The following is a 14,936-nucleotide window of genomic DNA, read 5'->3' as shown; positions in this document are numbered from 1 at the left end:
AAAAATGTTAGAAACTTTAACGCCCAAAGAGGTAGTCAAAGAGATTGACAAATACATCGTGGGACAAGAAAAAGCCAAAAAGAGTGTCGCTATTGCTTTAAGAAACAGGTACAGGCGGAGCCAGCTACCTCCGGAATTAAGAGAGGAAGTAATGCCTAAAAATATTTTGATGATTGGCCCCACTGGCGTAGGGAAAACCGAAATCGCCAGAAGACTGGCTAAATTAGTCAATGCTCCTTTTATTAAAGTGGAAGCTACCAAATTCACGGAAGTGGGGTACGTGGGTCGTGATGTAGAATCCATGATCCGTGATTTATTAGAAGTTTCTATTAGAATGGTCAAACATGAGAAAGTCCGTCAAGTTGAAAAAAAAGCTTCCGAGATTGCCGATGACTTGCTGGTGGAAATCATGGTGCCATTACCTCCCGGTGACCAGGCCATGAAGAATCCTTTTGAGGTTCTCTTTGGTAACAATCCAGCTCCTGCAGAACAAAAAAAACCCCAGGAGGAAAATATTTTAAGGGAAAGGAAAATAATAAAAGAAAGACTATTAAAAGGCGAATTGGATCAGGAATATGTGGAAATAGAAGTTGAAGACGCCGTGGCTCCGCCCCTGGATATGTTTGTAGGGGGAAATATGGAGGAAGTGGGACTGAATTTTCAGGACCTCTTTGGCAACATGTTCCCCAAAAAGAAGAAAAAGAGGAAAGTCACGGTAAAAGAGGCCAGAAAAATCTTAACACAGGCTGAAGCACAAAAGCTAATCGATATGGAGCAGGTAACAGCAGAAGCTATAAATAATGCCGAACAAAATGGTATTATTTTTCTGGATGAAATCGATAAAATAGCAAGCCGGGAGTCCTACGGCCCAGATGTATCACGAGGGGGTGTCCAGAGAGATATTCTGCCTATTGTTGAAGGTTCCACTGTGATGACAAAGTACGGACCGGTAAAAACAGACTATATCTTGTTTATTGCCGCAGGCGCTTTCCATGTCACCAAACCATCGGATCTTATCCCGGAACTCCAGGGACGTTTTCCCATTCGGGTAGAGTTAGACAACCTTAGTTGTGAGGACTTTAAGCTGATTTTGACCCAGCCGCGCAACTCTCTGATCAAACAATACACTGAATTATTAAAAATTGAGGGCATTTCGCTTGAATTTACTGAAAATGCTATTGATGAAATAGCAGATATTGCGTATACTGTAAACGACCAAACTGAAAATATTGGTGCACGACGGCTTCATACCATTATGGAAAAGTTACTTGAGGACATTTTGTTTAATGCCCCCGATCTGGAAGACAAGCACATCTTAATTGATAGCGACTATGTCCGGGAAAAACTGCAGTCCATTGTCAAGAACGAAGACCTAAGCCGTTACATTTTGTAATTAAAAACAGGAGGAAGATAAATGAAAAGTTTATTGGAAAAAACCCGTACTATTAACAAACTGCTGCAAAAAACAGCAGGCAATCCTGTGGAATTTACAGAGATGGCGAAAGTATTAAGTGATTTAATAGATGCCAACATCTATATTGTAGGCAGACGAGGTAAAATTTTAGGTTATGCTTTTATGGATGGTTTCCAGTGCAAAACCATCGAAGATATTGTCCTCAATACGGAAAGGTTCCCGGAAAACTATAACGAAGATCTTTTGAGGATTACCCAAACCCAGGCCAATCTGAAAAAAGAGAAAGCGGAATGTGTTTTTGGTGTTGCCAGTGAAGGAGGGTGTCTCTTTGAAGGTAAGATTACCACCGTTGTCCCCATCATGGGCGGCGGTGAAAGACAAGGTACGCTTCTTCTAGCCAAATTCGACCAGGAATTTACCCATGAGGATTTGATTCTGGCGGAATACGGGGCCACTGTAATAGGTATGGAAATTCTCCGGGCCAAAGCTGAAAGGATTGAAGAAGATGCCCGGCGTAAAGCTGCGGTACAGATTGCCATTGGAACTCTCTCCTATTCGGAATTAGAAGCTATTGAGCATATCTTTGCGGAGTTAAAAGGTAAAGAAGGGCTGTTGGTTGCCAGCAAGATTGCCGATAGAGTAGGCATAACCCGTTCCGTCATCGTTAACGCCCTCAGAAAGTTTGAAAGTGCCGGCGTGATTGAATCAAAGTCTTTAGGGATGAAGGGTACTTACATCCGTATCTTAAACGAAAACCTATTAGATGAGCTGGCTAAATTACGCTAAATATCAAAAGACTGTAGAACAAAAATCTACAGTCTTTTTTTGCGTTTTTCTTAACTAACAGTCTAGCAAAATCATACATTTATCAATTAGAATAAAAAGGAATTTTGCATTATAAGGCGAATTTAGTATCAGATGTCAAATCTTTTATCTTTAAGTAAAACTTTGTATAATAAGGTGGTTTTATGTTAAAAACAAACACCATGAATCTCCTGGAAAAAGCTTTGACCGGCAGTTCATTGCGTCACAGCGCTATCGGCAATAATATTGCCAATGCCAACACACCGGGCTATAAAAAAATTGAAGTAAGTTTCCAGCACGTTTTAGAAAATACATTAGAACCCCGGCAGACTCTCAAAACCACAAGCAAAAAACATTTGCCCATGGCTAACGAGGAGTTGCAACCCTTTATACAGGAAAACAGGGAAACAACTTTACGGAATGATGGCAACAACGTGGACATCGACATGGAACTTTCTGCTCTGGCTGAGAATAACCTGTACTTTAACAGCCTGACCCACTTGCTGTCTTCACAGCTGGCACTCTTAAGACAGTCTATTTCGGAAGGGAGACGCTAAGCATGAATCTCTTTAATCCCCTGAAAATAAGCGCATCAGGGCTAAGTGCTGAAAGGCTGCGGATGGATGTGATATCTGCCAACATTGCCAATGCCAATACAACCCGTTCCCCCCAGGGGGGGCCTTACCGGAGGCAGGTGGCCTTACTGTCACCGGGTATGTACAACACCAATAATTTCAAAAAGACTTTGCAGAATGCCATGCAAAATAATTTCCCCTATTCCGGTGTCCGGGTAGAGAAAATTGTCACCGACCCTACGCCCAATAAAAGAGTGTATGATCCCAAACACCCCGATGCCTCTGCCGACGGCTACGTGGAGTATCCCAACGTCGATGTCATGAAGGAAATTGTGGAGTTGATCACTGCCTCCCGGGCCTACGAAGCCAACGTCACCACCTTAAATGCCACGAAGAACATGGCTTTGAAAACACTGGAAATCGGAAGAGGTTAGGAGGTAATATATGGAGATTAATAAGATTACTTCAACACTGACTACCCCTCTCCTGGATAAAGAAACTCCCAAAAATTCCCCTTCGGAACAAAATTTTGGAGCTCTTTTGGCCGAGTATCTCGGCAAAGTAAATCAGGCCAATCTCCAGGCAGAAAAACTCAGCCAAGATTTAGCCTTGGGCAAGAACGTAGAATTACATCAAGTCATGCTGGCAACGGAACAAGCAAGTCTCGCTTTACAGTTAACAGTACAGATACGTAATAAAGTCATCGAAGCATATCAGGAAGTAATGAGAATGCAGGTGTAATCTTGAGGTGATAAAATGGGTTTTTGGGCGCAGCTTACGGAACAAGTAAAAAACTTGTGGCGCAAATTTAGTTTATGGCAAAAAATCATGCTCAGCGGTGTGGGTGGCATTGCTCTAATTGTCATCATTGTCATGAGCTATTATGCTCAGCAGCCGAAAATGGAGCCGCTGTTTACCAATCTGGATCCTAGAGACGCCAGTGCCATTACAGCAAAGCTGAAAGAACAGAAAGTGAATTATAAATTAGCGGATGACGGGAAAACCATTCTGGTTCCGAAGGAGGATAAATATCAACTGCGCCTGGATGTGGCAGGAAAGGTTAACTTAGGCGGGGTAGTTGGATTTGAGTCCTTTAACGAGACCCGTTTTGGGGAAACGGAAAACGATAAACGAGTAAAGTTTTTAGTGGCTTTACAGGGCGAACTCACCAGGACCATTGAGGAATTAGACGAAGTAGACTCTGCCAAAGTACATATCGCTCTTCCCCAGCCAAGCCTTTTTATTAAAGACCAGAAAGAAGCCACCGCTTCCGTTCTCTTGCGCCTGAAACCCTATGCGCAGCTAAAACCTGAACAGGTTAAATCTATTTTGGCTTTTGTCAGTCATAGTGTGGAAGGCTTAAAACCGCAAAATGTTACGGTGATGGATGTAAACGGCAACCTGCTTTCAGAAGGGCTTGCCGACGGACCGGGTGCCAATCTCTCCCGTATTTCGGCCAATCAACTGGCTATAAAACAACAATATGAACAGGATTTAGCCCGTTCTATCCAGAGTATGCTGGAAAGAATGCGGGGACCGGGTAAAGCTGTGGTCAGGGTTAATGTCACTATGGATTTCGACCAGGTGGAGAAACGTTCCGAAACCTACGGCGATGCCGTGTTAGTGAGCGAACATGCCAAAGAAGAGTCGTCGAAGGGAAGAACCAATGGCACAGGTGGTAACCCTGCCGATGCCAATATGGGCGGGCCCAGTTATGGAAATATGGGTTCATCCGGTGACTCGGAATACCAGTCCAGTGAAAGAACCCGTAATTATGAAGTCAGCAAAACCGTAGAAACAAAAGTGGCTGCAACAGGAAAAATTACGAAGGTTTCTGTTTCCGTATTGCTGGACGGAGAAATTCCCCAGCAGGAACAGGAACAAATTACCAATGCTGTGAAAATGGCGGCAGGTGTTGACTTAAGCAGGGGAGACCAGGTTTCGGTGGTGGCCCTGCCTTTTAATAACGAACTGTCGAAAAAACTGGAAGAGGAAATGGCCCTGGCCGAAAAAGCTAAGCAAAGAAATGAATATATCAAAATAGCTTTAGCTTCTTTGGGAGCCCTGTTAACCCTGGGACTTATCTATTTTATCGGCCGCAATCTGGCCAGGCAAAAAACACAGGTTCCTGTCAGCGGCTTTCAGCAAGTTGCCGCTATGGGTGATCTTGAAGTAGATTTATCCTTATCGCCGGAGGCTTTGGAAAAGAAGGCTCTGCGTACGCAAATAGAGAAACTTGCCCAAACGAATTCAGAAGATGTAGCACAAGTACTAAAAACATGGTTAGTTGAAGAGTAGGGGGAAAGGAGATGGCTAACAAGCAACAGCGTTTAACAGGGCGACAGAAAGCAGCCATCCTTCTCATTAGTTTGGGACCAGAGAAGTCGGCCCGTGTTATGAAACATCTCACGGAAGAAGAAATAGAACAGTTAACCCTGGAAATAGCCAATGTGAGAAAAATTCAAGGAGAGCAGTTAGATGCCGTTCTAGAGGAATTTAACCAGATCTTTATGGCTTCCCAGTATATTGCCCAAGGCGGTATAGATTATGCCAAGCAGATTCTGGAACGGGCCTTAGGTACAGAAAAAGCCTTTAGTATTATCAACAGGCTTTCCTCCAACCTGCAGTTGCGACCTTTCGACTTTGTGCGCAAGACTGACCCCGGTCAGCTCTTGAACTTTATCCAAAACGAACATCCCCAGACTATCGCTTTAATCATGTCGTATTTGGACCCGCAGCAGGCCGCTGTCATCCTTTCGGCTCTGCCCACTGACCGCCAGTCCGACGTGGCCCGGAGAATTGCCATTATGGACAGGACTTCTCCCGAAATCATCAGGGAAGTGGAAGGTGTCCTGGAAAAAAAATTAGCCACTCTGGGCACCCAGGACTATACCATCGCCGGCGGCATCAATGCCATCGTACAGATTTTAAACAATGTGGACAGGGCTACGGAAAAAACTATTCTGGAAACCCTGGAGGTACAGGACCCTGATTTATCCGAAGAGATTAAGAAACTGATGTTTGTCTTTGAAGACATTACGAAAATGGATGACAGAAGCATTCAAATGGTATTGCGGGAAGTTGACAGCAAAGACCTGGCTTTGGCCCTTAAAGGTTCCAGTGAAGAGGTCGCCAGTAAGGTTAAAAAGAACATGTCCAAGCGGGCGGCGGAGATGCTGGACGAAGATATTGCCTTCCTGGGGCCGGTGCGTTTGCGAGATGTAGAAGAAGCACAGCAGCGTATTGTTAATGTCATCCGGAGACTGGAAGAAGCCGGTGAGATCATTATATCCCGTGGTGGAGGAGATGAGCTGATTGTCTAAGATCATAAAGGCAAACTTCGTGAAAAATGAAGGCCGCACCAAATTACCTGCCGCAGATAATCAGGACATTCCTCTGACCCGTGATACTGCCCAGGCTATTTACTTGGAAACTAAAGTGATGATTGAAGAACTAATTGCCGAAGCCCAGCAGAAAGCCGATGAAATTACGCTGAAATCCAGGAGTCAGGCTCAGATGATCCTGGAAACGGCTCATCAGGAAAGCCAGGACATTAAAAACAGGGCTTATGAGGAAGGCTACCGCCTGGGATATGAAAAAGGTTTGGCAGAGGCCCAGCATGAAATTAAAGAACTGCACGGGCATGCCCAGGAATTAATCGGTGCCTTACAACAAGAAAAACTGAATATGCTAAAAGCTTATGAATCTGAGCTGTTAGATTTAGTTATGCTGATAACAGAAAAAATCTTAGGTGTAATCGTTGAGGTCAAACCGGAAATTATTAACGGTGTGATCTCCCGTACTTTAAGCCAAACTGCGGAAAACGGAAAGATTATGGTAAAAGTGAATCCTTTCCATATACCCTATTTGAATATCTCCCGTGAGCAGGCTTTCGATTTTCCCGATAATGTTGTGATCCAGGAGGATGTATCCGTTAAACCCGGGGGATGTGTCATCATCTCCGAAAATGGTATTATCGATGCCCAATTGGAAGGTCAGATCGCTCTCTTAAAACAGGCTTTACGGGATGTGGCCGGTACATGCTAGAATTCGCCAGATTAAAACAAGCCGTCAAAGAAACTAAGACCATACAGTTTAAAGGCCATGTCAGCGAAATCATCGGTTTGATCATCCATGCTGCCGGCCCCAGGGCCAGCATCGGTGAGTTGGTATATATTGATAACGACATAGAACTTATCCCAGCGGAAGTGGTGGGTTTTCGCGAAAAGAAAACACTGCTGATGCCTCTGGGGAATTTAAAAGGTATCTCGCCGGGCAATAAGATTATTGCAACCGGTGGTTCTTTAAAGGTAAAGGTTGGCCCTCATATAGTGGGACGCGTTCTCAATGGTTTGGGAGAACCCCTTGATGACAAAGGAAAAATTTCCTGGGATCTTGAGTATCCCCTGGATGCGGCACCGCCCCACCCTTTAAAACGAAAAAGAATCGTTGAGCCACTGCCTTTGGGAGTGAGAGCCATCGACGGCCTGTTGACCTGTGGCGACGGGCAGCGCTTGGGAATCTTTGCCGGAAGCGGTGTGGGCAAAAGTACTCTTTTAGGCATGGTGGCCAGGAACAGCGACGCCGATGTCAATGTCATTGCCCTGATTGGGGAAAGAGGCAGAGAAGTTCGCGAATTTATGGAAAATGACCTGGGCGAAAAAGGCCTGGAACGTTCCGTAGTCATCGTGGCCTCTTCCGATCAACCCGCCCTGGTCAGAATAAAGGGAGCCTTTGTGGCCACAGCCATTGCTGAATATTTTAGGGATCTGGGGGCCAGAGTCATTTTGATGATGGATTCCGTAACCCGTTTTGCCATGGCCCAGCGTGAAGTTGGATTGGCCATCGGGGAGCCCCCCGCTACCAAAGGGTATACTCCTTCTGTATTTGCCTTATTGCCCAGGCTGCTGGAAAGAACCGGTACATCGGAGAACGGAAGCATCACAGGTTTGTACACAGTCCTGGTGGACAGCGATGATATGAACGAGCCCATTGCCGACGCTGTACGGGGGATACTGGACGGGCATATCGTGCTCTCCAGGCAGCTGGCCGCTTTAGGCCATTACCCGGCTATAGATGTGTTAAACAGCATCAGCAGGGTAATGTATAATATCATAGAACAGCAGCATTTTGATGCCGCCGGCAGGTTCAAGGAACTCCTGGCCGTTTACAGTGAAGCCAAAGATTTAATTGATGTGGGAGCATATCAGCAAGGGACGAACAAGAAAATAGATTTAGCCATGAGTCTGATCGATGTATTAAATGATTTTTTAAGACAAGGGATCGACGAAAGAAGCGGTTATGAGGATACTTTGCAGCAGTTAATGGCTATCCGGGATAGAATAAACATTTTCTAAAAGGAGGACACTATGTTCAAGTTTCGCTTAGCCAGTGTTCGAAGGCTCTATGAATATAAAGAGAAGAGATGCCAGGAAGAAGTGGGACAATGTATAAACAGGCTGAGGCTGGCCGAACAAAAACAGGGCGAACTTGAACAAATGGTGAAAGAAATCCAAGGGGAGCTGGCCCGTGTCCAGGAAGGAAATGTATCTCTAACGGCGGTAATGGTTAACAGTTATTACCTTGAACATTTACAGGAACTTTTAGAAAGGCAAACAGAGCTCGTAACGCAAAGATATACCGAACTCAGAGATGCACAAGGAAGGTTAAGAGAAGCTGTGAAGAACCGGAAAATCATAGATAAAATCCGGGAAAAACAATACCGGCGCTTCATGGTGGAAGAAAATAGAAGAGAACAGATTTTTATCGATGAACTGGCATTAGCCGCTAGGAGAAGATAATTCTCATGCAAGGACAACAGAGTATTTCGTTAAAATTAATAATTTTGTGTCTCATTGCCATTGTATTGGGCGGGTTATGGGCCGCTGACAAAGCTGGGTTAATTGATTTACGCATTGCCTTGCAAAAAATACCGGTCCTTAGTAAATATGCAAAAGAGCCTGCCCCTGTTCCAAAAATCCCTGTTATTTCACCCATTGAGCAGGAAAATCAAAAACTGAGAAGTGACCTTAAAGATTTTGAAGCTAAGATGATGGCTTTGGAAAGCGAAAAAACCAAAATGCTGGAGCAGATTTATCAGCTCCAGCAAGAGGTAACCTCTCTCCGCGCATATAAAGAGAACAACGAAAAAAAAGCCATTCACGCCAAACAACTGGCTCTTTATTACAGTGAAATGAAACCGGAAGCTATTGTCAAGGTCATGGAAAATTTAGATGATGATACTGTGATTACCATACTTCCTTTGCTGAATAAGGAACAAACGGGAAAAATACTGGCATTAATGGAACCCCAGCGGGCAGCACGAATCACGCAGCTGTTATTGGGGAACCAGTAATGAGTGATAACAAACTCTGGAAAGGAGGTGAGAATGTGTTAAACGTAAATAATGTTTTATTGGGGCAGCTGGGACAAACTGTTAAAATCCAGGAAAATGTGCAGGTGGAAACTGGCGGGGACTTTCTTGGTATGCTGTTTTCTATCCTTTCCAATGGGAATATGACAGCCAATCAGGATGAGCGAAAAGAGAGACTGCAGGAAGTAAATGTTCAACCGGATGGAGCCACCTTTATTCAGCCGGCTTTGCTGTTTCACAACCCATATCTTGTTGAGGACGTCCAGATGCCGGGAATGAATAAAGGTATGGACTTGCTGCAGGGAGAAACGGCAGCCTTTAAAGGTACTGAGTTCCAGCCTGCGGCTCTAGGTATTTTCCCGGAGTATCCTAAGGCGCTTCCGGTTTTAACCGCTCAAACCATACCGCCCAGGCAATTCCCGGTTACAATGAAGGAAAATCCCATACCTACCCAGAATCCGGTCCCTCATCTGTCCGGCCTGGACAATAGCCTGCTAAACCCTCAGTTAGTTCAGCAGCTAGGTATAAACAGGATGGAAGTGAAGAAGGAAAATGAGAAGGGCGAGGCTCTGGTTTTTACCGCTGGACAGGTTGAAAACAGGGAAGTGATACTTGTTACCCGGCAGGCGGCTGTGAACACCGCGAAAGTCTCACCGGAACTTCTTAAACCTTTAGTTCCACCTGTTGGAAAGACAGAAGAATTACAGGAAGCCACTAACCAGCCGGAACTAAAAGGCGACAATAATCTGGTATGGAAAGACACAACACTAACGGCTCTACCGGTCGATGGTGCCCCTCCGTCTGAAGAAATACCCCAGCATCCTGTGAAAGTACCTGTCCAGGAATTTCCCAAAGAATTCCCCAAGGTAGTGTTTTCCCGCCTTGTTTCTGGAGGGAAAAACGCCGCCAGCGAAGTGGTTATTCACCTGGAACCACAGGATTTAGGCAAGATGGTGGTAAAATTGCTTAGCGAAGAAGGGGTCGTCTCCGTAAGAATTATTGCGGAACACCCAGTGACCCGGGACCTCCTGGAAAACGGTTTGCAAGCCTTACGTCAGTCTTTCTCCGAACAAGGGCTTAAGCCCGGCAGGATGGAGATAGAGCTGGGCGGCCAGTCCTTAAGCCAGCAGCAGTTTTACCAACAACACCAACAACAGCAACCATCCTGGAACAGAGGAAACTATTGGGCGCAGAACTGGTTACGGGCCGACAGCGGCTACCTTTCCGAAAGTGAACAACCAGGGGAACCAAGGATGCAAATGATGAGTCGCGGATCAGTAGATTATACGGTGTAAAGGAGTGAGGATATGACGGTAACCGCCGCAACAAGTGTGCAAAACACAAATTCCCAAACTGCTCTCAAGGATAAAACCTTGGGTAAAGATGATTTCTTGAAGCTGCTCGTCACCGAGTTGCGTTACCAGGACCCCATGAAACCCATGGAAGATAGGGAGTTTATTACCCAGATGGCCCAGTTTTCTTCGCTGGAACAAATGCAGAACATCAATAAATCCCTGGAATCGGGTTTAATGGCCCTGGCTGAAGCGCAAAAGGGTTTGGAAACAAAATTAACAGGGATAATGCAACAATTAGGTTATCTCATGGCCGGAAATGAACTGAAGCAAGGGCTGAACCTCCTGGGACACGTGGTTACTTTTAAGAAAGGTACGGAAGAGCTGTCAGGCATAGTGACAGCATTGAAACAGAAAGACGGGCAGTACGTGGCTGTGGTAGACGGAGAAGAGGTGACACTGGATAAAATTACATTAATCAAGTAGGTGAGATCATGGTAGACAAACCCTTTATCATACCCCAACCCATACAACCTGTAGGCAAACCAGCGGTCCCCAGACAAACACCTGCGGGTGTAAAAACACCCTTTAACCAGGTGCTGCAAGAAGAACTGCAGAAAGGGGAAGAACTGAAATTTTCCCGCCATGCCCAGGAGAGACTGGATTTACGGAAAATCAAACTGACACCTCAACATCTGGAAAGGCTTAACGTGGCGGTGCAAAAAGCCCAGGCCAAAGGGGCCAGGGAATCCCTGGTTTTAATTGACGACCTGGCTTTTGTGGTCAGCATTAAAAACAAGACGGTGATCACGGCCGTAGATGGTGAAAGTCGTAAAGAAAACGTCTTTACCAACATTGACAGTGCCGTCATCATTTAAATTAGACGGGCTGGACCTCTCAGAGGAAGCCCGAAACCGATGATTGACAGAAATCGGTTCTTTTGAGTTTCTAATTAAAAGGAGGTCATTTATTTATGATGCGTTCACTTTTTGCCGGTGTTTCCGGCTTGAAAAACCACCAGACCCGTATGGACGTCATTGGCAACAACATTGCCAACGTCAACACCGTCGGTTTTAAAAAGAGCCGGGTTACTTTCCAGGATATGCTAAGCCAGACCCTGCGCGGGGCTTCTACCCCCCAGGGGAACAGGGCAGGTACTAACCCCATGCAGGTTGGTCTGGGTATGTCCTTAGCTTCCATTGATGTGATTCATACTCCCGGCAGTCCCCAGTCCACAGGAAAGAATACAGACTTGTCTATCGAAGGGGAAGGCTTCTTCATGCTAAGTGACGGGCAAAATATATATTATACCCGAGCGGGCAATTTCGATTTCGATTACAATAAGACATTTTATAACACTGCAAACGGCATGATTGTTCAGGGTATTATGGCAGACGCTAATGGCGGGATTGATCCCAAGGGGGCCATTACGGATATTAACTTGGCATCAAAGTTATCTACGATTCCCAGTGCAACTACAAAAGTGGAGTTTGCCAAAAACCTTGATGCAAGGGCAACTGCCCCTACTAGTTTCAGCAGTACAATTACGGTATATGATTCACAGGGTAATACTCACACTTTAACAGCCATATTTACACCAAGTGGCACAGACAACGAGTGGAACGTGGATGTGGAGATAGACGGTATCATTGCAGGGCCGACAAGTACCATAAGCTTCAATACAGATGGGACATTTAACTCTGGTACATTTAATGCTACTCTGCCGTTATTGCCTGGTGCCAATGATTTGAATATATCATTGGACTTTAGCAAAATGACCCAATTTGCGGGAGATTTTACCGCTTTGGCCTTTAATCAAAATGGTTATACATATGGTGACCTTCAGAGTGTTAGCGTAGATACTACCGGTACCATTACCGGTAGTTACTCCAACGGACAAAGCCGCAAACTGGCCCAAGTAGCCATTGCCACTTTTACGAACCCATCTGGTCTGATAAAAGCAGGGAACAACCTTTTCCAGTTTTCCAACAACTCCGGCGAGCCTGATAAAGGGATCCCCGGTATTTCCGGCAGAGGTATCATCAAGCCCGAGACCCTGGAAATGTCCAACGTGGATTTATCCCAAGAATTTGTGGATATGATCATTACCCAGCGGGGTTTCCAGGCCAATTCCCGGGTAATTACCACTTCCGACCAGGTTTTGGAAGAACTGGTGAACCTGCGTAGATAATAATAAATAAGAAAGCCCCCACCCTTACTACGGGGTGGTGGGCTTTTCAGAAAGAGGGTTAAGATGATTACATTAACCAGACTTAACGGCGATATCATCACGGTTAATGCCGAGCTGATTGAAACAGTGGAAGCCACTCCCGATTCCATAATTACGCTGACTACGGGTAAAAAGTTTGTGGTCAAAGAATCGGTAGAGGAAATCATTGCAAAGACCATCACTTACAAGCAAGCTATCTACCATAGAGCAGTTTCCCTGTAGAAAGAGGGGGTTTCATGGATCTCGCAACGATTATTGGCGCAGTATCAGGAATCATCTTAATTGTAGCCTCAATTCTTGTGGAAGGTGAACTATCCTCCTTTTGGAGTTTGTCTTCGGCGATGATTGTGTTGGGTGGCACCATGGCCGCTACCCTCATCAATTATCCCCTTTCCCAAATTGTCAGTGTGATGAGTATAGTGAAAGTTGCTTTTAAGGGAGAGACCCAGAAGCCTGCAGAGGTTATCATAACCCTGGTAAAACTGGCGGAAAAAGCCAGAAGAGAGGGGCTTTTAGCCCTGGAGGCGGAAGCGGAAGAGTCGAAAGACGAATTCTTGAAGAAAGGTATCCAGTTGATTGTAGACGGTACTGATCCTGAGCTTGTCCGTAATATCCTGGAGACGGAGATAAGTTTTGTGGAAGAGCGTCATAAAGTGGGGGCAGGCATCTTTGAAGCCATGGGTGCCAGCGCACCGGCCTTCGGTATGCTGGGAACCCTGATCGGCCTTATTCTCATGCTGCGTGACCTCAACGACCCCAGTAAATTAGGCCCCGGCATGGCGGTAGCCTTAATCACCACTTTTTACGGTTCCCTCTTAGCTAACCTGCTTTTTTTACCTATCGCGGGCAAGTTAAAACTCAGGAGCAGTGAAGAGTTATTAATCAAAGAAGTTATGATTGAAGGGATCCTCTCTATCCAGGCTGGGGAAAACCCCCGTATTGTGGGTGAGAAGATGAAGGCCTTCCTGGAGCCCAAAGAAAGAATGCGTTTGGAAAAGCTAAGGGAAGAGGGTACGGCCCATGGTTAGGCGCAGACGTAAACAAGATTCGCCTCCCCCGGGGGCTCCCCTCTGGCTCACTACATACGGTGATATGGTAACGCTGATCCTTACTTTCTTTGTCCTTCTCTATTCCTATTCCTCCATCGATGCCGTTAAATGGCAGGCTGTGGTGATGTCCATCAAAGGGGCTTTAGGTGTATTGGACGGCGGTAATACCTTAGTTACTGGGCCGGCCATGGAACTGGCCGAGAGTGGTCAAGGGGTAGGTAAAAAGGATTTGGACGAATATTTACAATCCCAAAAAGAGATGCAGAGTCTCCAGGAAATTAAGAAAAATTTAGAAGCTTACCTGGAAGAAAAAAAACTCCAGGCACAAATAACGGTAAACTTAGAAGAAAGAGGTTTGATTTTAAGGTTTCAGGACAGTGTGCTTTTTGCCAAGGGCAAGGCTGACCTGTTGAATGATTCTATTTCTACCTTAAAACATGTCAGCGGGATACTGAAAGACATCCCCAATGCTGTCCGCATCGAGGGCCATACCGACGATTTACCCATCAATACACCACAATTTCCTTCCAACTGGGAATTATCCACCACACGGGCCACCAACGTGCTAAGGTTTTTAATCACTCAAGGATTAGACGGGCGTAAATTATCAGCCGTTGGCTATGGAGAATACCGTCCTTTGGTGCCAAATAACAATAGTGAAGAGAACCGCCGCAAAAACCGCCGCGTGGATATTGTCATTCTCCGTGAGAGTATTATGAAAAATGAACCCAAATAGCAAAGGAAGTGTTCCAAATGAATACCAAGGAAGGTCTTGCCAAAAACATACGGTTGATTTTACTGGCTGTGGTTATCCTCTTGCTTGGTGTTTTCGTCTTTTGGATTGTTAATCTGTCCCAGCCCACAAAGGGCCAGGAAACGGAAAACAAAAAGGTTCAATTGGGTCCCATGTTTGAGACAGAATCTTTTACGGTAAATCTTTCCGAATCCACAAAACGTTATATCAAAGCCCAATTTGCTTTAGAATTATCTAACAGTAAAGTAAAATCAGAACTGGAAGAAAAACTGCCCCTCTTACAGGATGCTATTATTACAGTTTTAGCCAAACAATCCCTGGAGGTTTTAAGCACACCCGAAGGAAAAGAAAAACTGAAGGAGTCGGTAATGGAGGCCGTTAATTCTTTCCTGGAGAAAGGTAAAGTACAAAAAGTATACTTTAAAAGTTTCTTGTTTAGCTAGAT

19 protein-coding genes are annotated in these 14,936 nt (G+C 45.3%); all 19 read left to right on the top strand.

The features are described from left to right. Positions 1-4: 4 nt before the first annotated feature. The 19 genes from hslU to BR63_RS05225 all read left to right on the top strand — a co-directional run bounded on the left by hslU (position 5) and on the right by BR63_RS05225 (position 14,934). Positions 5-1,393 carry an ATP-dependent protease ATPase subunit HslU gene (gene hslU / locus BR63_RS05315; RefSeq protein ID WP_034419693.1) on the top strand — a complete coding sequence of 463 codons (1,389 nt, stop codon included), beginning with the start codon at positions 5-7 and terminating at the stop codon, positions 1,391-1,393. Positions 1,394-1,414: 21 nt separating this feature from the next. Beyond that, positions 1,415-2,200: a GTP-sensing pleiotropic transcriptional regulator CodY gene (codY, locus tag BR63_RS05310; RefSeq protein WP_034419694.1), complete on the top strand. Its 786-nt coding sequence runs from the start codon at positions 1,415-1,417 to the stop codon at positions 2,198-2,200. Positions 2,201-2,382: 182 nt separating this feature from the next. Beyond that, a complete protein-coding gene (gene flgB / locus BR63_RS05305) occupies positions 2,383-2,775 on the top strand; it encodes a flagellar basal body rod protein FlgB (protein ID WP_034419695.1) in 393 nt (130 codons plus the stop codon). Between the two features lie 2 nt (positions 2,776-2,777). Next, the gene (gene flgC / locus BR63_RS05300) at positions 2,778-3,227 is read left to right on the top strand and encodes a flagellar basal body rod protein FlgC (protein WP_034419696.1); all 450 of its coding nucleotides are present in this window, start codon (positions 2,778-2,780) and stop codon (positions 3,225-3,227) included. Positions 3,228-3,237: 10 nt separating this feature from the next. Then, positions 3,238-3,534: a flagellar hook-basal body complex protein FliE gene (gene fliE / locus BR63_RS05295; RefSeq protein ID WP_034419697.1), complete on the top strand. Its 297-nt coding sequence runs from the start codon at positions 3,238-3,240 to the stop codon at positions 3,532-3,534. A 15-nt stretch (positions 3,535-3,549) separates the two neighbouring features. Next, entirely contained in the window at positions 3,550-5,091 is a 1,542-nt protein-coding gene (fliF, locus tag BR63_RS05290) for a flagellar basal-body MS-ring/collar protein FliF (RefSeq protein WP_034419699.1), read from the top strand. 11 nt (positions 5,092-5,102) lie between these two features. After that, complete coding sequence (gene fliG / locus BR63_RS05285; protein ID WP_034419701.1) at positions 5,103-6,116, top strand: flagellar motor switch protein FliG; 1,014 nt, start codon at positions 5,103-5,105, stop codon at positions 6,114-6,116. Next, complete coding sequence (locus tag BR63_RS05280; RefSeq protein ID WP_051965357.1) at positions 6,109-6,840, top strand: FliH/SctL family protein; 732 nt, start codon at positions 6,109-6,111, stop codon at positions 6,838-6,840. Before fliG ends, BR63_RS05280 begins: the two co-directional genes overlap by 8 nt. Further along, entirely contained in the window at positions 6,834-8,150 is a 1,317-nt protein-coding gene (gene fliI / locus BR63_RS05275; RefSeq protein WP_051965358.1) for a flagellar protein export ATPase FliI, read from the top strand. The genes BR63_RS05280 and fliI overlap by 7 nt, the downstream gene beginning before the upstream one ends. 12 nt (positions 8,151-8,162) lie before the next feature. Next, complete coding sequence (gene fliJ, locus BR63_RS05270; RefSeq protein WP_034419703.1) at positions 8,163-8,594, top strand: flagellar export protein FliJ; 432 nt, start codon at positions 8,163-8,165, stop codon at positions 8,592-8,594. Between the two features lie 5 nt (positions 8,595-8,599). Next, positions 8,600-9,148 carry a MotE family protein gene (locus tag BR63_RS05265; protein ID WP_051965359.1) on the top strand — a complete coding sequence of 183 codons (549 nt, stop codon included), beginning with the start codon at positions 8,600-8,602 and terminating at the stop codon, positions 9,146-9,148. 35 nt (positions 9,149-9,183) lie between these two features. Then, a complete protein-coding gene (locus BR63_RS05260; RefSeq protein WP_161781843.1) occupies positions 9,184-10,461 on the top strand; it encodes a flagellar hook-length control protein FliK in 1,278 nt (425 codons plus the stop codon). A gap of 12 nt (positions 10,462-10,473) precedes the next feature. Then, positions 10,474-10,944 carry a flagellar hook capping FlgD N-terminal domain-containing protein gene (locus tag BR63_RS05255; RefSeq protein WP_051965360.1) on the top strand — a complete coding sequence of 157 codons (471 nt, stop codon included), beginning with the start codon at positions 10,474-10,476 and terminating at the stop codon, positions 10,942-10,944. Between the two features lie 8 nt (positions 10,945-10,952). Then, positions 10,953-11,336, top strand: coding sequence for a TIGR02530 family flagellar biosynthesis protein (locus BR63_RS05250; protein WP_051965361.1), 384 nt, complete (start codon positions 10,953-10,955; stop codon positions 11,334-11,336). Positions 11,337-11,431: 95 nt separating this feature from the next. Next, positions 11,432-12,649, top strand: a complete 1,218-nt coding sequence (locus BR63_RS05245) for a flagellar hook protein FlgE (protein ID WP_034419706.1) — start codon at positions 11,432-11,434, stop codon at positions 12,647-12,649. Positions 12,650-12,712: 63 nt separating this feature from the next. Beyond that, entirely contained in the window at positions 12,713-12,910 is a 198-nt protein-coding gene (locus BR63_RS05240; RefSeq protein WP_034419708.1) for a flagellar FlbD family protein, read from the top strand. 14 nt (positions 12,911-12,924) lie between these two features. After that, the gene (locus BR63_RS05235; RefSeq protein ID WP_034419710.1) at positions 12,925-13,716 is read left to right on the top strand and encodes a flagellar motor protein; all 792 of its coding nucleotides are present in this window, start codon (positions 12,925-12,927) and stop codon (positions 13,714-13,716) included. Next, positions 13,709-14,473 carry an OmpA/MotB family protein gene (locus tag BR63_RS05230; RefSeq protein ID WP_034419712.1) on the top strand — a complete coding sequence of 255 codons (765 nt, stop codon included), beginning with the start codon at positions 13,709-13,711 and terminating at the stop codon, positions 14,471-14,473. Before BR63_RS05235 ends, BR63_RS05230 begins: the two co-directional genes overlap by 8 nt. Positions 14,474-14,490: 17 nt before the next feature. Continuing rightward, the gene (locus BR63_RS05225; RefSeq protein ID WP_034419713.1) at positions 14,491-14,934 is read left to right on the top strand and encodes a flagellar basal body-associated FliL family protein; all 444 of its coding nucleotides are present in this window, start codon (positions 14,491-14,493) and stop codon (positions 14,932-14,934) included. The last annotated feature ends 2 nt before the right edge of the window (positions 14,935-14,936 follow it).

It is taken from the genome of Thermanaerosceptrum fracticalcis, assembly GCF_000746025.2.
Taxonomy (GTDB): Bacteria; Bacillota; Peptococcia; order DRI-13; family DRI-13; genus Thermanaerosceptrum; species Thermanaerosceptrum fracticalcis.
This window is presented reverse-complemented; position numbering and strand designations above follow the sequence as displayed.